Annotated in this window: 18 protein-coding genes; 10 read left to right on the forward strand and 8 right to left on the reverse strand. The window is 68.8% G+C overall.

The features are described 5' to 3' along the window. Positions 1–126: 126 nt before the first annotated feature. Both ACFWPX_RS32790 and ACFWPX_RS32795 read right to left on the reverse strand, forming a co-directional pair. Positions 127–1,323, reverse strand: coding sequence for a Cmx/CmrA family chloramphenicol efflux MFS transporter (locus ACFWPX_RS32790; RefSeq protein WP_378931951.1), 1,197 nt, complete (start codon positions 1,321–1,323; stop codon positions 127–129). A gap of 82 nt (positions 1,324–1,405) precedes the next feature. Continuing rightward, on the reverse strand, positions 1,406–1,978 hold the full coding sequence (locus tag ACFWPX_RS32795; RefSeq protein ID WP_378922816.1) for a TetR/AcrR family transcriptional regulator: 573 nt from the start codon (positions 1,976–1,978) through the stop codon (positions 1,406–1,408). Between the two features lie 118 nt (positions 1,979–2,096). On the opposite strand from ACFWPX_RS32795, the gene ACFWPX_RS32800 reads away from it, so the two are divergent. From ACFWPX_RS32800 to ACFWPX_RS32810, 3 genes are all read left to right on the forward strand, one after another. After that, a complete protein-coding gene (locus ACFWPX_RS32800; protein WP_378931953.1) occupies positions 2,097–4,013 on the forward strand; it encodes a hypothetical protein in 1,917 nt (638 codons plus the stop codon). A 45-nt stretch (positions 4,014–4,058) separates the two neighbouring features. Next, a complete protein-coding gene (gene treZ, locus ACFWPX_RS32805; RefSeq protein ID WP_378931955.1) occupies positions 4,059–5,810 on the forward strand; it encodes a malto-oligosyltrehalose trehalohydrolase in 1,752 nt (583 codons plus the stop codon). Positions 5,811–5,885: 75 nt separating this feature from the next. After that, complete coding sequence (locus tag ACFWPX_RS32810; protein WP_378931958.1) at positions 5,886–7,136, forward strand: serine hydrolase domain-containing protein; 1,251 nt, start codon at positions 5,886–5,888, stop codon at positions 7,134–7,136. Between the two features lie 19 nt (positions 7,137–7,155). Here the strand turns inward: ACFWPX_RS32810 and ilvA are convergent, their stop codons facing one another. Further along, the gene (ilvA, locus tag ACFWPX_RS32815) at positions 7,156–8,508 is read right to left on the reverse strand and encodes a threonine ammonia-lyase IlvA (protein WP_378931960.1); all 1,353 of its coding nucleotides are present in this window, start codon (positions 8,506–8,508) and stop codon (positions 7,156–7,158) included. Between the two features lie 89 nt (positions 8,509–8,597). After that, the gene (locus tag ACFWPX_RS32820) at positions 8,598–9,032 is read right to left on the reverse strand and encodes a nitroreductase family deazaflavin-dependent oxidoreductase (RefSeq protein ID WP_378922807.1); all 435 of its coding nucleotides are present in this window, start codon (positions 9,030–9,032) and stop codon (positions 8,598–8,600) included. Positions 9,033–9,129: 97 nt separating this feature from the next. Here ACFWPX_RS32820 and ACFWPX_RS32825 point away from each other — a divergent pair, with 97 nt between their 5' ends. Beyond that, the gene (locus ACFWPX_RS32825) at positions 9,130–9,345 is read left to right on the forward strand and encodes a hypothetical protein (RefSeq protein ID WP_378931962.1); all 216 of its coding nucleotides are present in this window, start codon (positions 9,130–9,132) and stop codon (positions 9,343–9,345) included. Between the two features lie 23 nt (positions 9,346–9,368). Here the strand turns inward: ACFWPX_RS32825 and ACFWPX_RS32830 are convergent, their stop codons facing one another. Next, a complete protein-coding gene (locus tag ACFWPX_RS32830) occupies positions 9,369–12,074 on the reverse strand; it encodes an AAA family ATPase (protein ID WP_378931964.1) in 2,706 nt (901 codons plus the stop codon). A 148-nt stretch (positions 12,075–12,222) separates the two neighbouring features. Between ACFWPX_RS32830 and ACFWPX_RS32835 the strand changes: the two genes are divergently transcribed. Both ACFWPX_RS32835 and ACFWPX_RS32840 read left to right on the forward strand, forming a co-directional pair. After that, a complete protein-coding gene (locus ACFWPX_RS32835) occupies positions 12,223–12,579 on the forward strand; it encodes a nuclear transport factor 2 family protein (RefSeq protein WP_378922801.1) in 357 nt (118 codons plus the stop codon). Positions 12,580–12,622: 43 nt separating this feature from the next. Next, positions 12,623–13,042, forward strand: a complete 420-nt coding sequence (locus ACFWPX_RS32840) for a hypothetical protein (protein WP_378931967.1) — start codon at positions 12,623–12,625, stop codon at positions 13,040–13,042. Between the two features lie 51 nt (positions 13,043–13,093). Here the strand turns inward: ACFWPX_RS32840 and treY are convergent, their stop codons facing one another. The 3 genes from treY to ACFWPX_RS32855 form a co-directional block, all read right to left on the reverse strand. Then, positions 13,094–15,481, reverse strand: coding sequence for a malto-oligosyltrehalose synthase (treY, locus tag ACFWPX_RS32845; RefSeq protein WP_378931988.1), 2,388 nt, complete (start codon positions 15,479–15,481; stop codon positions 13,094–13,096). Positions 15,482–15,529: 48 nt separating this feature from the next. Next, on the reverse strand, positions 15,530–17,632 hold the full coding sequence (glgX, locus tag ACFWPX_RS32850) for a glycogen debranching protein GlgX (protein ID WP_378931969.1): 2,103 nt from the start codon (positions 17,630–17,632) through the stop codon (positions 15,530–15,532). Positions 17,633–17,698: 66 nt separating this feature from the next. Beyond that, positions 17,699–18,244: a cupin domain-containing protein gene (locus ACFWPX_RS32855; protein WP_378931971.1), complete on the reverse strand. Its 546-nt coding sequence runs from the start codon at positions 18,242–18,244 to the stop codon at positions 17,699–17,701. Positions 18,245–18,279: 35 nt separating this feature from the next. Between ACFWPX_RS32855 and ACFWPX_RS32860 the strand changes: the two genes are divergently transcribed. From ACFWPX_RS32860 to bioD, 4 genes are all read left to right on the forward strand, one after another. Then, positions 18,280–18,741 carry a MarR family winged helix-turn-helix transcriptional regulator gene (locus ACFWPX_RS32860; protein ID WP_378931973.1) on the forward strand — a complete coding sequence of 154 codons (462 nt, stop codon included), beginning with the start codon at positions 18,280–18,282 and terminating at the stop codon, positions 18,739–18,741. Between the two features lie 60 nt (positions 18,742–18,801). Further along, positions 18,802–20,079, forward strand: coding sequence for an adenosylmethionine--8-amino-7-oxononanoate transaminase (locus tag ACFWPX_RS32865; RefSeq protein WP_378931976.1), 1,278 nt, complete (start codon positions 18,802–18,804; stop codon positions 20,077–20,079). 154 nt (positions 20,080–20,233) lie between these two features. Further along, entirely contained in the window at positions 20,234–21,388 is a 1,155-nt protein-coding gene (locus ACFWPX_RS32870; RefSeq protein WP_378931978.1) for an 8-amino-7-oxononanoate synthase, read from the forward strand. Further along, entirely contained in the window at positions 21,385–22,065 is a 681-nt protein-coding gene (gene bioD, locus ACFWPX_RS32875; RefSeq protein WP_378931980.1) for a dethiobiotin synthase, read from the forward strand. Before ACFWPX_RS32870 ends, bioD begins: the two co-directional genes overlap by 4 nt. Positions 22,066–22,458 lie beyond the last annotated feature (393 nt).

The following is a 22,458-nucleotide window of genomic DNA, read 5'->3' on the forward strand; positions in this document are numbered from 1 at the left end:
AACCCCCCTCTAGCCGGCGCCGGCTTATTTTGTTTAAACCCCACGGGCGGGGGTGGCGGGGGCTCACCACCCCCCAAACCCCCAAACCCCCCCCCCGCGGGGGGGGTGTTTCCCCTGTCTACAGGTCTACTGGGGGATGAACTCGAGTACGCGAGGCTCGGAAGACACAGCGGCCGTGACGGGTTCACGCTCCAGTCGGTGCGACAGGCCCACGGTGGCGAGCATGGCCAGTCCGAGCGCGGCGCCGATCCAGCCGACCGAGGCGAAGCCGAGCCCGGCACCGATGGCCAGGCCACCGAGCCACGGGCCGACCGTGATTCCCACGTTGAACGCCGAGTAGTTGGTCGCCGCGGCCAGCGTCGGCGCGCCGTCGGCGAGTGCGAAGACGCGGGTGTTCAACGCGGGGTTCGTGGCGAACCCGAAAGCGCCGAGCAGCACGACGAGCACGATCATCGCGGCGGGGGAGTGCGCGGTGACGGCGATCGCGGCCGCGGCCACCGTCATCCCGGTGGCTCCCACGTACAGGGTGCCGAACGGGTGCGCGTCGGCGAAGCGGCCACCGATGGTGATGCCGATCAGCCCGCCGAGACCGTACAGTCCCAGCACCGCCGGGACCCACGCCTCCGAGATACCGGTGGTGTCGGCCAGCATCGCGCCGAGATAGGCGAAGGTGACGAACGCCGAACCCGTCGACAGCGCGGTGGCGCCGTAGGACACCCACAGGCGCGGGTTCGCCATCACGCGCAATTCGCCGCGCAGCGCGGTGACCGTGCTCGGCCGCCCGCCGGGAATCTTCGCGAGCACTCCGATCATGGTCAGCGCGGACAGTCCGGCGACCGCCCAGAAGGCCGCGCGCCAGCCCAGATGCTGGCCGATCACGGTGCCCGCGGGCACCCCGACGATCGTGGCGATGGTGAGTCCGCCCGCGACGATGCTCATCGCCCGCCCGCGCAACCGCGGCGCCACCAGGCTCACCGCCGTCGTCGCCGCCAGCGCCCAGAACCCGGCGTAGACGAAGGCGCTCACCACTCTCGTCCCGAGGATCAGCCAGTAGTCGCCGCTCAGCGCGCCGACGACATGGGTCGCGACGAAGATCGCGAGGAAGGCGAGCAGTGCGTCGCGGCGTGGCCAGCGCAGCGTCACCACGGCCAGCAGTGGCGCGCCGACCAGCATGCCCAGCGCGAAGGCCGAGATGAGCAGTCCGGCACTGGGAATGGACACGCCGAGGTCGGCGGCCATTTCCGGGAGGAGACCGGCGAGCATCAGCTCGGAGGTGCCCTGGGCGAAGATGGACAGGCCGAGGATGTAGATAGCGGTCGGCATGACAAACCTTTCCTACGAACTATTTTGAATCAATCAGTCCAAAATGAGGACATGACTAGAAGACGGTTCAGGTTCGGTGATCTCAGAGGCAGCGCATCGCGGTATCGGCGATCGCCGTGAGGGTGGCGCGGTCCGCACCACCGCGCGCCGCGACCCGCATGCCGCTGATCGTGGCGGTCAGGAACTGGGCGATGGCGCGTGCCTCGCGATCGAGGGCGAATTCGCCTGCGCGCTGGCCGCTTTCGATGGTTGCGGTGAGCGCGTCGAGGCGGCGCTCCTCGTCGGCGCGCAGGTCGGCCTTGACGGCGGCGTCGTGCGGCGCGAGTTCGACGATCGAGTTGACGACGAGGCAGCCCGCCGGTTCGGTGTCGGGTGCGTCGGCGATCCGGCGCAGCACGGCGCCGATCCGCTCCCGAGCCGGTGCGTCGCTGTCGAGGATTTCGAAGATGGGCGCGTTCTTCGTGGTCATGTAGTGCCGCAGTGCGCGGTCGAACAGCTCGCGTTTGCTGGTGAAGGTGTTGTAGATGCTGCTGCGGCCCAAACCTGTCGCGGCGCAGAGATCCTGGGTGGAGGTCGCCTCGTAGCCCGCGGACCAGAACGCCCGCATCGCGGCGTCCACCGCACGGTGCTCGTCGAATTCCTTGGGTCGGGCCATGTCGATGACCGTAGCACATTTTGAACAGATCAGTACAAAATATGCACTGTGCGAGCGCAGGTCCGCTGTGGTGGGTCGTGATGGCCGCCTCGCGAACTACGAACTAGCGTCGAGAGACGTGACGTCCGTGCCGCTGCTCGACTCGCCATCGCCCGCCGAGATGTCGTCTCGGCCGGGACGGCTCGCGTTGTCCGGGCCCGCGGTGCTGCTCGTCGCGGCCTGCCTGATCGTGGCGCAGCTGGTGCTGCGCGGCTGGGTGGCCGGTGCCGGGTTCTTCTACTGGGACGATTTCCTGCTGATCGGGCGGGTGAGCAGTCAGTCGGTGTTGTCGACGGAATTGCTGTTCACCAGTCACGACGGGCACGTGATGCCGCTGGCGTTCGTGCTGACCTGGCTGGTCACCGAAGTGGCACCGCTGAATTGGACGGCGGCGGTCCTCGCGCTGCTGGCGTTGCAGCTGCTGGCGTCGCTGGCGGTGTTGCGCCTGATCGTCGTGCTGGTCGGAGTTCGGGCGCGGATGCTTGGGCCGTTGGCGTTCTACCTGTTCGTGCCGTTGACGGTGCCCGCCTTCGCCTGGTGGTCGGCGGCGGTGAACGCGCTGCCGTTGCAGATCGCCCTGGCCTGGGTGAGCGCGGATGCTGTGCGACTGGTGCGGACCGGGCGGCGCGGGTACGCGGTGTCGGGGGCGGTGGTGTTCGCGGTGGCGTTGCTGTTCTTCGAGAAATCGGTGGTCGTGCTGCCGGTGGCTTTCGCGGTCGCGGTGCTCGCTGCCCACGTATCAGGCGCGTCGGTGCGCGAGGCCGCTCGCCGTGGCGCCGCGCTGTGGACGGCGGCAGGCGCCGTGTTGCTGGCGTGGGCGGCGTGCTTCCTGCTCGTCATCGAGCGCCCGCGCGGACTCTCAGCGCCCGAACATCCCGGATCCCTCTGGAGCCGGGCGCTGTCGGACGGGCTGGTACCCGCCCTGTTCGGCGGTCCGTGGCGCTGGGAGCGCTGGCAACCCGCCACCCCGTGGGCCGATCCACCGAGCGTGCTGGTCGCGCTGAGCTGGCTGGTGCTGATCCTGTTCGTGGCGTGGACAATGTGCGCCCGCCGCCGGGTCGTCGCGGTCTGGGCGTGCGCTGCCGGATACGCGGTGCTGACCATCGCGCCCGTCGTCCTCCTGCGCGACGGCCCGAGCACCGCAGGTCTGCTGCTCCAGTCCATGCGCTACTTCGCCGACTTCGCCGTGATCGCCACCGTCGCACTGGCACTGATCGCTCTGGCGCCCGGTCGGCACGGGCCGAGTTCGGTCACCGGATCGAACGAACAACAGGTTCTGTCGGTCGACCCCCAGACACATGCGCGCACCGCCGGTGGGTCGGCTCGGATCGAGGCCGGGCGCGACGGCCCAGTGCGGCAGCTGGCGGGTATCGCGGCGATCGTCCTGTTCCTGGCGAGCAGTGTGTACTCGACGATCACTTTCACCAGATCATGGGAACCGAGTCCGGCCCGCACCTACGTCACCGGCGTGCGAGCCGCCCTCCCCGGCGTCGCCGACGCACCGCTGCTGCCACAAGAGGTTCCGTGGAATGTGTTGAACCCGTTGGCATTCCCCGAGAACATGACCGACCGTGTCTTCGCCCCGATCGCGACACCCACCACCTTCGCCCTCTCGACCCCACGCCTGCGCATGATCACCGACGAAGGCGCCGTCGTCGACGCACAGGTCTGGTGGAACCGGGCTATCGTCGCGGGCCCCGAACCCCGCTGCGGCCACCGCGTGCGCGGCACCGCCGGAGCCAACCTCCCGCTCGACGGCCCCATGCAGATCCGCGACTGGACCGCCCAGGTGAACTACAACGCCGAACGTGACGGCCGGATCGCCCTGTCCTTCGAAGGCGAGACCGAAACGATCGCCGACGCGCGCGCGGGCTTGAACACCGTGTACATCCGGCTGCTCGGGGGTGGCGACACCCTGCGGATCAGGTCCCTCGACGAGCGGCAGTCGCTGTGCATCGGCTCCGGACCGGTCGGGGTCACCGCACACACGCGGTGATTCGTTGATCGAGCACGCCGGCGCGGGGCATGCGATGCTGGGCCGATGAGGCAGTTTCGGGTGTGGGCACCGGAGGCGGGAGCGGTGCGGCTGCAACTGGACGGGGTCGAGCACCCGATGCGAAGAAACGGTGGCGGCAACTGGTCGGTGCGCGTCGACGCAGGTCAGGGTGCCCGATACGGGTTCCTGGTCGATGACGATCCGACGGTGCTGCCCGACCCGCGCTCGCCCCGCCAACCCGACGGCGTGCACGAAACCTCCGCGGTCCATGACCTCGACCAGACGGCCTGGACCGACCGGAACTGGACCGGCAGAGCCCTGGCAGGCTCGGTGTTCTACGAACTCCACATCGGCACGTTCACCCCCGACGGCACCTTCGACGCGGCGATCACCCATCTCGACCATCTCGTCACGCTCGGCGTCACCACCGTCGAACTCATGCCGGTCAATGCCTTCGACGGCACCCACAACTGGGGCTACGACGGCGTCCTCTGGTACGCGGTGCAGGAAAGCTACGGCGGCCCCGACGGCCTGCAACGCTTCGTCGACGCCTGCCACGCCCGCGGCCTCGCCATCTGCCTCGACGTGGTCTACAACCACCTCGGCCCCTGCGGCAACTACCTGCCACGCTTCGGCCCCTACCTCACCACCGGCCGCAACACCTGGGGGCGCGGCCTCAACCTCGACGGTCCGGGCTCGGACGCGGTCCGCGCCTACATCATCGACAATGCCCTGCGCTGGCTGCGCGAATTCCACATCGACGCACTGCGCATCGATGCCGTCCACGCGCTGGTCGACCGCACCGCCACCCACCTGCTCGACGAGCTCACCGTCGAAACGACCGCGCTGGCGGCACATCTGGGCCGCCCGCTCAGCTTGATCGCCGAGAGCGACCTCAACGATCCCCGCCTGATCACCCCGCGCGCGGCAGGCGGCTACGGGCTCACCGGCCAGTGGAACGACGACCTGCACCACGCCGTCCACACGGCTGTCTCCGGCGAAAGGCAGGGCTACTACGCCGATTTCGGCTCACTGGCCTGCCTCATGCAGACGCTCACGCACGGGTTCTTCCACGCCGCGACGTATTCCAGCTTCCGTGGCCGCACGCACGGTGCTCCCATCCCGCGCGATCTCGTCCCCGGCAGCGCCCTACTGGGCTACACCTGCAACCACGATCAAATCGGCAATCGCGCGATCGGTGATCGCCCCAGCGACTACCTCACCCCCGGCCAGCTCGCGGTGAAGGCGGCGCTGGTGCTGCTCTCGGCGAGCACCCCGATGTTGTTCATGGGGGAGGAGTGGGGCGCGCGCACCCCGTTCCAGTTCTTCACCTCCCATACCGACCCGGTCGTCGCCGCGGCCACCGCCACCGGGCGACGCGCCGAATTCGCCGAGCACGGCTGGTCCACCGAGGAGGTGCCCGACCCGCAGGATCCGGCCACCTTCACCCGCTCCAAGCTCGACTGGACCGAGGTCGGACGCGAACCGCACGCCCGGTTGCTCGCCTGCTATCGCGGCCTGCTCGCCCTGCGCAAGTCGAGGCCGGAATTCACCGACCCATGGCTGGAACGAGTTTGGGCCGACTACGACGAGGCGCAGCGCTGGTTCATCCTGCGGCGTGGCCGAATCTCGGTGGTGTGCAACCTCGCCGAGGACGAAGTGGTGATCCCGGTGCACGGCCGGGTCCTGCTGGCCTGGTCGCCCGCCACCGAAAGCGGTGCGGGAACACTCATTTCGGGCCACAGTTTCGCGGTGCTGGAGGAAGGCGACGGCGCGGGCACGGTGGTCACCGAGTGATGACGCCGGGGCACAGGTCGGCCACAGTCCGAAACGCGGCATTGCCGAATGGGCATAACGCCGTATAGTCAGATGATGAGCAACGACGCTTACGGGCAGGAAAGCGCTGCCCTCCCGGCCGGTGTCGGGGGCTACGCCCCGGCCGGATTCGGCCCGCTGGTGCGCGCATTCGCCGCCTTGATCGGCCATCGCCGCGACGCGGGCGGTGCCATCGCCATCTATCGGCACGGTGAGCCGCTCGCCCATTTCTGGACCGGTAGCGGGGGTGACCGGCCGTGGAACGCGGATACCGGTGCGATCGTGTTCTCCGCGACCAAGGGCGTCACCGCCACCGTGATCCACCGGCTCGCCGATCGCGGACTGATCGATTACCAGGCGCCGGTCGCCGAGTACTGGCCGCGCTTCGCCGCGCACGGTAAGGGTTCGATCACCGTCGCCGACGTGCTCACCCACCGCGCCGGGCTGTCGTCGCTGTCCGCGGTCGCGAACACCGCCGCGGAAGCCCTCGATCACGAACTCATGGAGGACCGCCTCGCGCTGGCCACTCCCGACCGCATGCGCGGCACCCCGACCTATCACGCCCTGACCTACGGCTGGCTGCTCGCGGGCCTGGCCAGGGGTGTGACCGGCCGAAGCATGAGTGAGCTGATCCGCAGCGAGGTCACCGATCCGCTCGGTATCGATGGCATCCACCTCGGGCGCCCCGCCGTGGACTCCTCGACCGAATACGCCCGGCTGGTGGGCGCGCACATGAGCTTCGCCGCGCACCCGATCGCCGCGGGCTTTCTCGCGAAGGTCGGATTCCGGCTGCCCGGACCGCTCGGTGCGGCCGCTCGCTGCCTGTTCGTGCCCGGCCTCGACGGCATCCTCGACGGCGACGACCCGACGATCCTGAACACCGAGATGCCCGCGGGCAACGGTGTGGCCACCGCCGACGGGCTGGCGAAGATGTACGCCGCGCTGGCCGACGGCTTCACCGTCGACGGCGCACCGTACCTGCGGCCGAGCACGCACGCCGCGATCCGCCGGGTCCAGACCTACCGGCTCGACCACGCGCTGTTCTACCTCCCGATGATGTGGCACCTGGGCTACCACTCCCTGCCCGTCCCCGGCGCACGGCACGGCTTCGGCCACATCGGTCTGGGCGGTTCGTTCGGCTGGGTCGACCCGCAGTCAGGCCTGTCGGTGGCCTACGTCCACAACCGCCTCGACCAGGTACTGCTGCCGTACGACCAGGTCGCCATGGGCTGGCTGCTGCCGCTGGTCCTGTCGAGCGTGCGCGCGAGCCGGGTACCCGGATCCCGCGAGGACCGCGCGGCGGCGTAACCGCCGCGCGGCATCGGCGCTACGTGAGGTAGCGGTAGGCAGGGGAGCCCGGTTCCAGGCGTTCGGCCTGGATCGGGGACTCCTCGATGCGGTGCATCAGCGAGGCCAGGTCGTCGGTGGCGCCGAGTTCGATGCCGACCAGCGCGGCCCCGGTATCGCGGTTGTTGCGCTTGACGTACTCGAACATGGTGATGTCGTCGTCGGGGCCGAGGACATCGTCGAGGAAGCGGCGCAGTGCACCGGGTTCCTGCGGGAAGTCGACCAGGAAGTAGTGCTTGAGGCCGCGGTGCACCAGTGAGCGTTCGATGATCTCGCCGTAGCGCGAGACATCGTTGTTGCCGCCCGAGACCAGCACCACGACCGTGCTACCCGGCACGATGTCGATCTCGGTCAGTGCCGCGGTGGCCAGTGCGCCCGCGGGCTCGGCGATGATGCCTTCGCTCTGGTAGAGGTCGAGCATCGCCGTGCAGATGGCACCCTCGTCGACCATCATCACCCGGAAAGATGCTGCGCCGGTCTGGGTTTCGGGTGTGGTGAGCAGCGGCAGCGAGGCGTGCGAGACCATCCGCCCGCCGAACGAGGCCGCCGCCCGGTAGGGCAGGTCGCCGATGCGGCGCACGGCGGCACCGTCGACGAACGGGTCGATCTCGGGCAGTGTCACCGGAGCACCGGCGACGAGCGCGGCGGTGAGCGAGGCCGCGCCCGCGGGTTCGACGCCCAGCAGACCGGTCTGCGGTGCTCGTTCGCGCAGGTAGGTGCCGATGCCGGCGAGGCAGCCACCGCCACCGACCGGGACGATCACCAGGTCGGGCGCGGTGCCGAGCTGCTCGAGGAACTCCGCGGCGATGGTGCCCTGGCCCGCGGCGGTGCGCGGGTCGTCGAACGGCGGCACCATGGTGGCGCCGGTGCGGGCGACATCGTCGGCGGCCGCGGCGGCCGCGGCGTCGTAGGTCTCGCCGACGGCGATCAGCTCGACGAACTCGCCGCCGTGCACACGGATGCGGTCACGCTTCTGCTTGGGGGTGGTGGTCGGCACATAGATGCGCCCGCGCACACTCATCGCCTGACAGGCGAAGGCCACGCCCTGCGCGTGGTTGCCCGCGCTGGCGGCCACCACACCGGCCGCGCGCTCGGCGGCGGTGAGCTGCACCATCAGGTTGTAGGCGCCGCGCAGCTTGTAGGAACGGACCGCGGTCAGGTCTTCGCGCTTGAGGTAGACCTGCGCACCGGTGCTCGCCGATAACCGCGCGCTGTACTGCAGCGGAGTCGGCTCGATGATGTCGGAAATTCGCTTGGCGGCGGCGTCGATCTCGTCCGCGGTGAGCGGCGGACGGATTACGGACACTTCGGCGACGTCAGCGATGGGGGACACCCGGACAATGCTACCGAGGCGGCTCGCGCGCTCGGTGAGCGGAACCACCCGCCGTGGCAGCCACGGCGGGTGTGCCCGGACCTGCGGGTTCAGCGCGGGGTGAGGACGAAGACCGGGATCACGCGATCGGTCTTCTTCGTGTACTCGTCGTAGTCGGGCCACACGGCCACCGCGCGTTCCCACCACCGCGCTCGCTCGTCGCCGGAGACCTCGCGAGCGGTGTAGTCCTTGGTGGTGGTGCCGTCGCGCAGTTCGACGTGCGGATCGGCCTTGACGTTGTAGTACCAGACGGGGTTCTTCGGCGCCCCGCCCAGCGACGCGACGACGGCGTACTCGCCGTCGTGCTCGACCCGCATCAGCGGTGTCTTGCGCAGCTTGCCGGACTTGGCGCCTGTGGTGGTGAGCAGGATGACGGGCTTGCCTTGCAGCGAAGTCCCCTCGGCGCCGCCGGAATTCTCGTAGGTCTCGGCCTGTTCGCGTGCCCAGTCCGAAGTGCTCGGTGCGTACTCTCCTGTCAGTGGCATGACCTGCACAACGAATCGACGCTGTGTGATGTTCCCGACAGGGTGACCCGGGAAAGTTCGGTGGCCCGAACTTCGATGTGCGCCTATCCTGGTCTGCATGGCAGTGCTCACCTCATCGGCAGCATCCGCGACCGTCGACATCGCGGGTAGCGCTTGGCCGGTCTACAAGCTCGAGGCGCTCGTCGCCGCGCTCGTGGTCGGTGCGCTGTTGCTGCTGATCGTCGGGTCGCCGCAGGTAGCGGTGCTGGCCGCGGCAGCAGTCGCCGCTCTCCGCTGGACCGTGGGCGCCGCCCGTACCGTCTCGCGCCACTGATTCGACTCGGCTCCGTGGCGGATTCACTCCGTCAGGTCGAGCCCGCTCAACTCGCCGCGCGAGAGCACGCCCAGCTTCGGATATGCCTTGTACAGGTGATGGCCGACGGTGCGGTGGCTCAGGAACAGCCGCGCCGCGATCTCCCGGTTGGACAAGCCCTGCGCCGCCAATCGCACGATCTGTGATTCCTGTGGGGTGAGCAGGCTGAGCGGGCCGCCGCCGGCTCGGGCGCCGGTGCCGATGCCGAGCGCACCCAGTTCGGTGCGGGCGCGTTCGCTCCACGGCGTCGCGTCGAGCCGATCGAACAGGTTCATGGCCTGCTCCAGTTGAGCCCGCGCGTCGACCTTGCGTTTGTCGCGGCGCAGCCACTCGCCGTAGAGCAGCCGGGTACGGGCTTCGTCGAACGGGCGGTTCGCGGCGAGCGCGGCCACGAAGTGCTGCTCGGCGGCTGATCCGTCGGCCAGCAGCGCACGTCCGCGGGCGGCCAGCGCCGCGATCCACTCCTGTCCGGCCCGCTGTGACCAGTGGGTGAGCCGATCCAGTGCTTCGGTCGCACGGTCGGTCGCGCCGAGGCGAACCGCCACTTCGATCTGATCCGGGAGGGTGCGCAGCCCGATGACGTGGTGGCGAGCCGGCTCGATCGTCATATGGGCGAGCTCTGTCCGCGCCTGCTCCAGTCGGCCTTCCCCGAGTGCGAGCAGCGCCATGGCCGCGTGCGCCCACGACGCACCGACCGCGCCCGGCCCACCGAATTCCTCGGCCACCGCGCGATCGGCGTGGTCGCGACAGGATGTCGAATCACCGTGCAGTGCGGCGAGATACGCCAGAAACGCGTGGATCTGGCTGACCCACTGCGCCTGCCCGATGTCGCGTGCGATCCGCAACCCCTCCTCGGCCGCGATCCGGCCCTCCCTGGGCCGCCCACCGAACGACAACCCCTCGGATCGGAAGAACAACAGCGGCGCCAGCAACCCGATCCGCCCCTGCTCCCGGCATTCCCTGATCAACTCACCGGCCAGCTCCTCGACCTGCTCGTCTTGGCCGACGACCAGGCCGCTGCCACACAGCTGCACGAGATCGGCCGGACTGTCCGCCCCGCTCGCCCTCGCCGCGGCCGCCGCGTCGCGCAGGTCAGCGACCCGCTGTCCCGCCACCGACCCGGACAGATACCGCACGATCGGCGTCGCGGGATCGTCCTCCACCAGCCGCAGCGTGGCGAGGACGGCCGCGACCTCGTCGAGCTCATCGGGTCCGAGGTACCACGCGGTGTGGACGGCCTTGGTCAGAATGCGGGCAGCGCCACGTGGATCGGTCTCGCGCGCCGCGACGGCCGCCGACATCAGCCGCCGATGCGCGGAACCCGGTTTACCACCGGCGAATTCGGCCTGCGCGCGCACCAAGTCCAGGCGCAGCTCGAACTCGGGCTTACCGGAATCGAATTCGGTTCTGTGGGAGAGGGACTCGGCCCGCTCGGCCAGTCGTTCCGCTCGGTCGGTGAGGCCGGCTTCGGTCGCGGTCTCGGCGGCGAGGACGAGCCTGCGCACTCGCGCCCCGGCGTCGGTACTCAACGCCGCCGCGCGATCGTAGGCGGCCATCGCGCCGTGGAAGCCGTGGCGGCGCCGGGCGCGATCGGCTGTTCGTTCCAGCGCGGTCGCGGTGTGCTCGTCGGGACCTGTTGCCGCGCAGGCGAGGTGCCACGCGCGCAGGTCGGCGGCGTCGTCGTCGTCGACCAGCGCGTCGGCGAGCGCACGATGGGCGGCGAGGCGGTCGGTGAGCGCCGAGCCCTGGTACACCGCGGACCGCAACAGTGGATGGCGCCACGTGAGCGTTTTCCCGTCGGTGGCGACCATGCCCGCGTCCTGCGCGGGTTGCAGATCTTGTAGTGACGCGCCGAGCGCGGACGCGGCACGCAGCACCGGAGCGAGGTCCGCCGCACCTGCCGCCGCGGCGACCAGGAGCACGGTTCTGGTCGCGGCGGGCAGTCGGGTGACCCGCCCGTGGAAGGCCAGCTGCAACCGCTGTGTCAACGGCAGCGGATTCGTCTCGTCGACGGTGTCTTCGCCGACCGCGGACGGAAGTTCCAGCAGCGCAAGCGGATTGCCGTCCGACTCGGCGAGCAGCCGATACCGCACGGCCGGAGTCAACGGGGTGGTACCGGCATCGAGCAGTGCCGCTGCCGCGTCGGGACGCAACCCCGACAGTGCGAGTTCCGTCAGCCCGGGAGCGGGAAAATCCTGCGGCCCCGAGCGAGTCGCGAACAGCATCACCACCCCCTCGGCGTCGAGCCTGCGTGCCGCGAACAGCAGCGCCTCCGCGGTGGCCCGGTCCAGCCAGTGCGCGTCGTCGATCAAGCACAGCAGCGGCCCCTGCGCCGCCTCCTCGGCGAGCAGTGTCAGCACCGCCAGCCCGATCAGCATCCGATCGGCGGGAGCGCCGTCGCCCAGCCCGAACGCTGCTTCCAGTGCGTCACGCTGGCGCGACGGCAGTTGGCGTACCAACTCCATACCGGGCCGGACCAGCAGATGTAGTGCCGCGAAGGGCAATTCGGCCTCGGACTCGATGCCCGCACTGCGCACGGTCGGAATACCTTGCGCCGCTGCGTAATCCAGCAGCGCGGTCTTACCGATCCCGGCTTCACCGCGCAGGACCAAGGCCCCGCTCCGGCCCATGCGCGCCCCACTGAGCAGGTCATCGATCCTGGCCTGTTCGGTGTCGCGTCCGTGCAGCATGGGCACCACCGTATCGCCGTACCGGTATCGCGACGGAGAAAGTACCTATAGGCGACTGATTCGACCGACCCCCCTCGCGCCATAACGTTGGTGTCATCGCAGGAACAACCCGCGAAATACCAGCTCAAAGCCCATTTCGGAGGTCGATATGAACACCGTCGTCGCGCAGTACCTGGAAGCCTGGAACACCCGCGAGCCCGCCGCCCGCCGCTCCGCGGTCGCCCGTCTCTTCACCCCGGACGCCCGCTACGTCGACCCGCTGGTCGCGGTCACCGGCCACGCCGAACTCGAGGCCGCTATCGCGGGCGTGCAGTCCCAGTTCCCCGACTGGACCTTCACCCTGGCCGGCCCCGTCGACGCCCATCACGACCAGGTCCGCTTCACCTGGGGCCTCGGCCCGGCCGACGCCCCCGCCGTCGTGATCGGCTTCGACGTCGCCGTCCTCGCCGACGGCCGCATCGACAGCGTGTACGGCTTCCTCGACCAGGTCCCCACCACCACCTGATAGGCGCACTCGCCTAACCCTTTCGCAGCCAAGGAGCACAGCCATGACCACCACCGCCCCGTCCCGTCTGTCCGCACTGCTCGCCTCCGGCGAGAACCTGCTGCGGCTGTCGTTGCGCCTCGACGCCGTCGTCACCACCGCCAACGGCCTCGCCTACCTGGCGCTGGCGCAACCGCTGGAACGGCTACTCGGCCTCGAGGCCGGTGTCGGCCTCGCGATCGGCGCCTTCCTCACCGCCTACGGCCTCGCCGTCGCGGTCGTCGGCCGATCGTCGCCCGTCAACCGTGCCGCGGCGTCGGTGGTGGCGGTGGGCAACACCGCCTGGGTCGTGGCCAGCCTTGCCGCGCTGTCGACCGGCGTACTCGGTCTCACCACGGTGGGCGCGGTGTGGGCGGTGATGCAGTCGGTGACCGTCGGCGGTTTCGCCGCCCTGCAGTACCTCGGCCTGCGCCGAAGCCACTGAGCCGGCCACGAGGGACCGACGCACGCAGCGTCGGTCCCTCGCTTGCGTTGTTCAGCGCACCAGCAGCGCGACAGGCAGTCGGGCGAACAGTTTGTCCAGCCGCGCACTACCCGCGAAGGTGTTGCCGGTGAGACGATCGGTCCAATTACCCTGCGGCAGCGGCAAAGTGGTATCGAGCCAGCCCGTTGTGCCGAGCCCGACCGAATGCCGGGTCGCCGCCACGATCACCTCCGGCGCCTCTCCCGCGGGCCCCCGCCCATAGGCGATGAACCGATTCGCGTGCTCCCCGATGGCATAGAGCGGCCGGTACATCCCGCCGACGAAGCACTCCGGCCGCTCCCGGCGCAACCACAGCGCATACGCGACCACCCACATCTTCGCCGCGCCGGTGGTATCCAGAGTCGGTGTGTCGGTGAGTGATTGGAGCATCCCCACCCGGGTGGCGAAGTTGACCGGCCGCCGGTTGTCGGGGTCTACGAGGGAGTCCTCCCACAACTCGGTACCCTGATAGATATCGGGAATCCCCGGCGCGCCCAGCTGCAAGAGCTTCTGCGACACCGCGTCCGACCACGCGTGCGGTGCGAGCTCATGCGCCAGGTCGCCGATGCCGGTACCGACCGGCCCGTCGATCACCGCGTCGAGCCAACCGTGCACGGCCGATTCGAACTCCGCGTCCGGCTCTTCCCACGAGGTCTTGGTCCCGGCCTCGCGAATCGACTTCTCCGCGAAAAGGTGCAGCCGATCGCGCAGGCCGGGCACCGACGAAGCGGGCCGTCCGTCGGCGGGCCACACACCGAACATGTTCTGCAACAAGAACAGTGCCGTCGCCCCGTCGGGCGCCGGGGTGGTCTCCAGCCAGCCGCGAACGCGCTGCGACCAGACATCGGCGACCTGCGACAGCACCCCGATCCGCGCGCGCACATCCTCACCACGCTTGGTGTCGTGGGTCGAGATCGTCGTCATGGTCGCGGGCCAGCGCTGCGCGCGTTCGCTGTTGGACAGGTGGAAGTCGTTGACGGAGTGGCCGAAGCGCGCCGGATTCCCGCCCACCTCCTGGAGCGACACCAGCCGTGCGCCCTGATAGAACATGGTGTCCTCGACCGACTTGGCGGTGATCGCCCCACACACCTGCGAGAACCTCCGCGCCGCTTCACCGCCCATCGTCAGCGCGGTCACCAGGACCGAAAGCGGCGCCGTCAGTTCGGCATTGCGCTTCTCCACCTCCGCCACGACAGCGGCGGTCATCCCGGCCAGCGGCGCGTAGTCCACCCGGTACACCGGCATGAAAGCCAGCACCTCGATGGTCGCGTTGCTCACCGCGAGGGTGTCGAAACTGCCCGCATTGCCGTCGCGCTTGATCGCGGCGACCAAGCGCCGGATCTCCGGCGCCAGAATGGTTTCGGCGACGGCCCGCTTGATCCGATGCTCGGTCTCACCGAACCACGCCCGGTCGCTACCGTGCCCCGCGACGTGCTGGGACAGCTCGGTCAGCGTCGTCTCACCCGCCGGATCGATCAGCACCCCGCCAAGATCGGCCAGCGCGTCGTAGCCGGTGGTTCCGTCGACCGGCAGTGTCGCGTCGAGCGGCTCGCGATTGGCGAGGATCTTCTCGATGAGCAGCAACCGCTGCGGCCCGATCAGCCTGCGCAACCGGGTGAGATACGCACTCGGATACGACAATCCGTCCGGATGGTCGATCCGGACACCGTCGATCAGATCGTGTTCGCACCAGGCCGCCAGCTCCCGGTGCGTCGCCTCGAACACCTCCGGGTCTTCCTGCCGGATCGCGGCCAGACTGCTCACCGCGAAGAACCGCCGATACGTGCACACCCCGGCCTTCCAGCTCACCAGCCGGTAGTGCTGGCGGTCGTGGATGCGCAGCGCGTTGTCACCGTCGGTACCCGCCGCGATCGGGAATCGCAGATCGTGTAGTGCCAGCATCGGTTCGGCCCCCGACCGGTCCACGGTCAGCGCGGCCGGGTCGTTCTCGTTCTGCAGGACCGGCAGCGCCAGCCGTCCGCCCGCGCCGTTGCCCGAGCTCCAGTCGATGTCGAAATACTTGGCGTACTGCGACTTCCGGCCGTTGCGCAGCACGTCCCACCACCACGGATTCTGCCGCGGATCGGCGACACCCACATGGTTGGGCACCATGTCGACGATCAATCCCATGCCCCGACTTCGCACTTCGTCGGAGAGTGCTTTGAGCCCCGTCGGCCCGCCGAGCGCGGCGGAGACCGTGGTGGGGTCGGTGACGTCGTAACCGTGTGTCGACCCGTGCGTCGCGGTCAGGATCGGCGACAGATAGAGGTGCGAGATGCCCAGCTGCTGCAGGTATTCGGCGATGGCGCGGGCATCGGCGAAGGTGAGTGCGTCGGGGCGCAACTGCAACCGGTAGGTGCTGCGCACTGTGCCGGCCCGGACGGGCGCGCGATGCAGCATGGTCACTGGGTCGGTCACATAGGTCTCGGTCATCGTCTCGCTCGGCGGCTAGGCGGTTCGGCGCAATACGAGCAGGCAGCGGCTGGCGACCGGCAGCGTCGCCGCGGCGGCGTACACCGCGTCGGCCGCGCCGGTCGGGGTCGAACAATCCAGGGCGAGCGACCAGTGCGCGCCGAACTCCGGTCCGGGCAGTACGAAATCGATCGCTTCGTCGTGCGCATTGAAGCACAGCAGGAACGAGTCGTCGGTGATGCGCTCACCCCGCGGACCCGGTTCGGCGATGCCGTCGCCGTCGAGCAGCACAGCCAGTGACTTCCCGAAGCCGCTGTCCCAGTCGTCATTGGTCATCTCGGTGCCCGCGGGCGCGAACCAGGCGATCTCGCGCCGGTGACCCTGGTCGTCGCTCGGCCCGGCGGCCAGGAAACGGCGCCGCCGGAAGATCGGATGCTCGGTGCGCAAGGCGATCACGGCCCGGGTGAACTCGAGCAGATCGGCATTGGTCTGCGCCAGCGACCAGTCCATCCACGCCAGCGGCGAATCCTGGCAGTACACATTGTTGTTGCCGAGCTGGGTGCGTCCGATCTCGTCGCCGTGGGCCAGCATCGGCGTGCCCTGACTCAGGATCAGCGTCGCCAGCAGATTGCGCTGCTGACGAGCACGCAGCGCGAGGACCCGCGGATCGTCGGTCTCACCTTCGACGCCACAGTTCCACGATCGATTGTGGCTTTCGCCGTCACGATTGCCCTCGCCGTTGGCGTCATTGCGTTTCTCGTTGTAGGACACCAGATCTCGCAGCGTGAAACCGTCGTGCGCGGTGACGAAGTTGATGCTGGCCCCCGGCCGTCGCCCCGTCGATTCGTACAGATCCGACGACCCGGTGAGCCGGGACGCGAACTCGCCCAACGTCGCAGGCTCCCCACGCCAGTAATCACGCACCGTGTCACGGTATTTGCCGTTCCACTCGGTCCACCGACTGGGGAAGTTGCCGACCTGGTAGCCGCCTTCGCCGACGTCCCACGGTTCGGCGATGAGCTTGACCTGACTCACCACCGGATCCTGGTGCACCAGGTCGAAGAACGCGGAAAGCCGGTCCACATCGTGCAATTCGCGTGCCAGAGTCGCGGCGAGGTCGAAGCGGAAGCCGTCGACGTGCATGTCCAGAATCCAGTACCGCAGCGAATCCATGATCAGTTGCAGCGTGTGCGGATGCCGGACATTGAGGCTGTTGCCGGTGCCGGTGTAGTCCTTGTAGTACTCGGGTTCAGTGTCGTCGAGCCGGTAGTAGGCGGCGTTGTCGATGCCGCGCAGGCTCAGAATCGGTCCGTTGTGGTTGCCCTCGCCGGTGTGGTTGTAGACGACGTCGAGGATCACCTCGATGCCCTCGACATGCATCGCGCGCACCATCGCCTTGAACTCCGCGACCGCGCCGTCGCCACGCGGCCGGGCCGAATACTGGTTGTGCGGCGCGAGATACCCGATGCTGTTGTAGCCCCAGTAGTTGCGCAATCCCTGATCGGTGAGCACGTGATCGTGGAAGAACTGGTGCACCGGCATCAGCTCGATCGCGGTGACGCCCAACGATTTCAGATGTCCGATGATCGCCGGATGCGCCAGGCCCGCATAGGTGCCGCGCAGATCCTCCGGGATCTCCGGGTGCGTCATCGTCAGGCCCTTGACGTGCGCCTCGTAGATCACCGTCTCGTGATAGGGCCGGTTCGGCGGCCGGTCGGGACCCCAGTCGAAGAACGGGTTGATCACCACCCCGGTCATCGTGTGGCCCAGCGAATCCAGTCCGTAGGTGTAGAGCGAGGGGTCGTTGACGAACTCGCCGTCGAACGCCTTCCCGTACGGGTCGAGCAGCAGTTTGCTGGGATCGCAGCGCGATCCGAGCTCCGGATCGTACGGGCCGTGGATGCGATAGCCGTAGCGCTGACCAGGCGTGACGGAGGGGAGGTAGGCATGCCAGACATAACCGTCGACTTCGTCGAGGTCGACGCGGGTCTCGGAGCCGTCCTTGGCGATCAGGCAGAGCTCGACCTTCGTGGCGACTTCGGAGAACACCGAGAAGTTCGTGCCCCCGCCGTCGTAGGTAGCGCCGAGCGGATACGCGGTGCCCGGCCACACCTCGGGTCGGTCGTTCGGGCTCGACATGCTACGACAGTAATGGAACCCATGGCCCCACCGCGCACGATGTGACTGGGCGCTCGCCGACGCCGCTCAGGCGGATGTGGTGGCGAGCAACCGCCGGGCGTAGCCGGTGCGCCGCGCGAGCCCGGCCAATCCGCCGAAGATCAACCGCTGCAGCAGCGCGGGCGGACCGGCGAGATAGCCGTCCTGGTACTCCCACAGCAGCCCGAGGGCGAGCAGATTGCGGGGGAGTTTGCTCGCTGTCGTCTTGTTCGCGTTGTCGAGGCCGCTCCAGAACTCGAACATCTCCCAGTGTTGCAGCGGCGGGCGGATCACATGGTCCATCACGGTGTCGCCGGCTTCGTTCCAGAACTCGTGCACGGCTCGCGGGGGAGCGGTCACCGTATCGCCCGGCCCCGCGACGATTTCCACTCCGTCGACCCGGAACCGCACCCGACCGGTACGGATGGTCCAGGTTTCACCGATCTCGGGATGCCAGTGCGGGCCCGCCTGCCGACCGATCTGTGGCAGCACGTGTTCGAGGCGCAGATAGGCACCCTGCGCGTCGGCGCCGCGGTCGACGAGCGTGACCCGATGCCCGTTGCGGAAGGTGAGGACGGAACCGATGTCAGCCATCATCCAGATATAAAGGTAACCTTCCTATTATGTCAATGGCTGAGCGGTCCTCATTGTTGAAACTGCTGGTCCAGGCGGCCGATGCCTACGAGCGCACGCTGAACCCGATGCTGCGCGCGGGGCTCGGTACCGACCTGCGCCCCGCGCACTACGCGGTGTTCCGGTACCTGGCGCCGGACGGATCCCGGGTGACCGCGCTGGCCGAGGCCGCCGGAATGACCCAGCAGTCGATGGGGGAGTTGGTCACGCACTTGGAGAAGTGCGGATACGTGGAGCGCGTACCCGATCCCGCGGACGGGCGCGCGCGGCTGGTCGTCACCACCGCGGCGGGGCGGGCGGTGGTGACGCTGGCCGGGCAGCACATCCAGCGGATAGAGGAGTCGATCGCCGCCGAACTCGGCGCGGAATCGCTCGCCGTGGTCCGGGACGCGCTGGCTCGGCTGCCCGCCGCGCTCGCGAATCCCGGCGACACCCGGTCCGCCGACGGCGGCAAGTGATAACTTGAACGGCGTTCAAGGCTGTCGTCTCGGCAGCACCGGGCGACGACGAGGAAACCTGTGGACCTGAGCCCCGAGCAGATCACCGCCCTCGATGCCGAACACGTCTGGCATCCCTATGGCGGATTCCCCGCGACCACCGAGCCGCTGGTCGTGGCCGGTGCGGCGGGCACGCGACTCACCCTCGCCGACGGGCGCGAACTCGTCGACGGGATGAGCTCGTGGTGGGCGGCCGTCCACGGCTACTGCCACCCCGTGCTCGACGCGGCCCTGCTCGCGCAATCGCAGCGGATGAGTCACGTCATGTTCGGCGGCCTCACCCATGAACCGGCCACCCGCCTGGCCCAATTGCTGGTCGAACTCACCCCCGCCGGCTTGGACAAGGTCTTCCTCTGTGATTCCGGCTCGGTCTCGGTCGAGGTCGCGACGAAAATGTGCCTGCAGTACTGGCGCAGCGTCGGGCGCCCGGCGAAGAACCGGCTGCTCACCTGGCGTGGGGGATACCACGGCGACACCTTCACGCCGATGAGCGTCTGCGACCCCGACGGCGGTATGCACGCACTGTGGACCGACGTCCTCACCGAGCAGGTCTTCGTCCCCGCGCCGCCGCGCGACTTCGAACCCGACTACGTCGCCGTACTCGAACGCGCGATCGACACCCATCGCGACGAGCTGGCGGCGGTCATCATCGAACCCGTCGTGCAGGGCGCGGGCGGCATGCGCTGGCACGACCCGCGCTACCTCACCGAACTACGCCGGATCTGCGACGACAACGACGTGCTGCTCGTCTTCGACGAGATCGCCACCGGATTCGGCCGCACCGGTGCACTGTTCGCCGCCGACCACGCGGGCGTCACCCCGGACGTGATGTGCGTCGGTAAGGCGCTGACCGGGGGTTATCTCACCCTCGCCGCGGCGCTGTGTACAGAGCGGATCGCGGAGACGATCAGCGCGGCGCACGGCGGGCTGATGCACGGGCCGACCTTCATGGGCAATCCGCTGGCCTGCGCTGTTGCGGTCGCCTCGATCGAGTTGCTGCGCTCGCGAGACTGGCAGGGCGAGGTGGCCAGGATCGAGTCCGAACTACGGGCGGGCCTGGCGCCGCTCGCCGACCTGCCCGGCGTCGCCGAGGTCCGCGTTCTCGGTGCGATCGGCGTCGTCGAACTCGATGAACCCGTCGATATGCGCGCCGCGACCGATGCCGCCGTCGACGCGGGCGCCTGGCTTCGCCCGTTCCGCAACCTCGTCTACACGATGCCCCCGTTCATCAGCAGCACGGCCGATATCGCCACCATCACCGAGGCCGTGCGCGCGGCGGTGAAGGCCTCGGTCGCGTGAGCTTCGCGGCTGATCGACACCGGGGCCGACACGGTGCCGCTCGCCCGACCGACTGGTCGAGAGATGTCGGCGTCATGCCGGCCGCGGTGACGGCAGCGCTTCGATGTGTGCGCGGGCAACCGTCCTGAACGGTGTTCAAGTATGCTGCTCAACTGTGAGTAAGGATCCGTTGAGCTGGTTGGACGAGCGCGCGGCCGAGCGGGTCGACGCCGGGCTACGCAGGCACTTGCGCGAGCGTGCCGCTGAGTCGCCCGCGATCGACCTCGCCTCCAACGACTACCTGGGCCTGCACCGGCACCCCGAAGTCGTCGAGGGTGCGATCGCGGCTGTGCGCCGGTGGGGGGCGGGGGCCACGGGTTCGCGACTGGTCACCGGAACGACCACCGAGCACGCGCTCCTCGAGGCCGAACTGGCCGAATTCGTCGGCGCCGAAACAGGATTGGTCTTCGCCACCGGCTACGCCGCCAACTTGGGTGTGGTCACCGCACTGGCCGGCCGCGGCACCCTCGTGGTCTCCGACGCGGGCTCGCACGCCTCGCTGGTCGACGCGTGCAGGCTCTCCCGCGCCAGGGTCGCGATCGCGCCGCACCGCGATGTCGCCGCGGTCGAACGACTGCTCGCCGACCGCACCGAGGAGCGCGCGCTGGTCCTCACCGATTCGGTCTTCAGCGCCGACGGCGACCTCGCACCACTGGCCGACCTCCATCGCGTCACCCGGGCGAACGGCGCCATCCTGATCGTCGACGAGGCACACGGCCTCGGGGTGCGCGGCACGGGCGGACGCGGGCTCGTGTACGAGCTGGGCCTGGCAGGCGAGCCGGACCTCGTCGTCACCGCGACCCTGTCGAAGGCATTCGCCGCCCAGGGCGGGGCAGTCCTGGCCGATGCCAGGATCCGCGCCCACCTCATCGACGCCGCCCGCACCTTCATCTTCGACACCGGCCTCGCGCCCGCCGCGGTCGGCGCGGCCCGCGCCGCGCTGGCGCTGCTGCGACGCGATCCGGCGATGGCCGCCCGCGTCCTCGACCGCGCCGCCGACATCGCCCGGATCGCCGGAGTGCCCGACCCCGATTCCGCGGTGGTCTCGGTGGTTCTCGGCGAGGCCCAGGTCGCGTTCGATGCCGCGCAGGCCTGCCGTGCCCGCGGACTCGACGTCGGCTGTTTCCGCCCGCCCTCCGTTCCCGAAGGCACCTCACGGCTGCGTCTCACCGCCCGTGCCGACCTCACTTCCGCCGAACTCGAGACCATCGCAGAGGTACTCGGCGATGTACTCGCTTCGGCCCGCGGCAAGGAATCGGTGACGGCATGACTGTCCTGCTGATCAGCGGCACCTCGACCGACGTCGGTAAAACCGTCGTCACGGCGGCACTGGCCGCCGCCGCACAGGCCGAGGGCCGCACCGTCGCGGTCTGCAAGCCCGCCCAGACCGGCATCGCTCCCGGCGAGCCCGGCGACCTCGCCGAGGTCACCCGCCTGACCGGGGTGACCCGGACCCTCGAGCTCGCCCGCTACCCGGACCCGCTCGCCCCCGACACCGCCGCGCGCCGCGCGGCCATGCCCCTACTGACGCTGAGCGAAACCGTCGCCGCCGTCGATTCGCTCGCCGACGCCGACTTGGTGCTGGTCGAAGGTGCGGGTGGACTGCTGGTGCGCATGGGGGAGTTCACCCTGCTCGACCTCGCCCAGAAGATCGGTGCCCCGGTGGTGGTTGTCGCCGCGGCCGGCCTCGGCACCCTCAACCACAGCGAGCTCACCACTCGCATGCTCGCCGCGGCTGGTGTTCCCTGCGCAGGCTTGGTCATCGGCTCCTGGCCGACCGATCCCGACCTCGCTTCTCAGTGCAATCGGGACGACCTTCCACGAGTCACCGAGACTCCGATAGTCGGCACAATCCCCGCAGGCGCGGGACAGTGGGACCGCCACCGCTTCACCGCGGCAGCGCCGAACTGGTTCACTACCGACCTCCTGCATGGAAAGCGCCCTTGACCAGCCGATTTGACTTCGTGTTTGTCGGCACGTAACTTTATTCGAGTCAGAGCGACACGGACACCGACTCAGCCACTGGTTGAGACACGAGGTAGGACGTTGAGCGCCTGACTGATCATGTGTTCAGAGGAACTCGGATCGGATTTGCTTCCGACCGGTTGTCTGAGCTAAGTTTGAACCCTTGCCTCACCGAAACCCCTCCGAGAAGTTGTGGGTAGAAGTGTGTGCGTGTGTTCTTTGAGAACTCAATAGTGTGTCGATGAATGTCAGTGCCAATAATTATTATTGGTTCCAACCTTTCATGTACCCCCCGGTCATGGGAGATTGGACATTGAACAACAGCGAATCTTTTTGCTGGTGTTTGCTTTGCTAGGTTTTCGGACTCTAGTTAGA

The sequence above is a fragment of the Nocardia sp. NPDC058518 genome, assembly GCF_042719655.1.
Taxonomy (GTDB): domain Bacteria; phylum Actinomycetota; class Actinomycetes; order Mycobacteriales; family Mycobacteriaceae; genus Nocardia.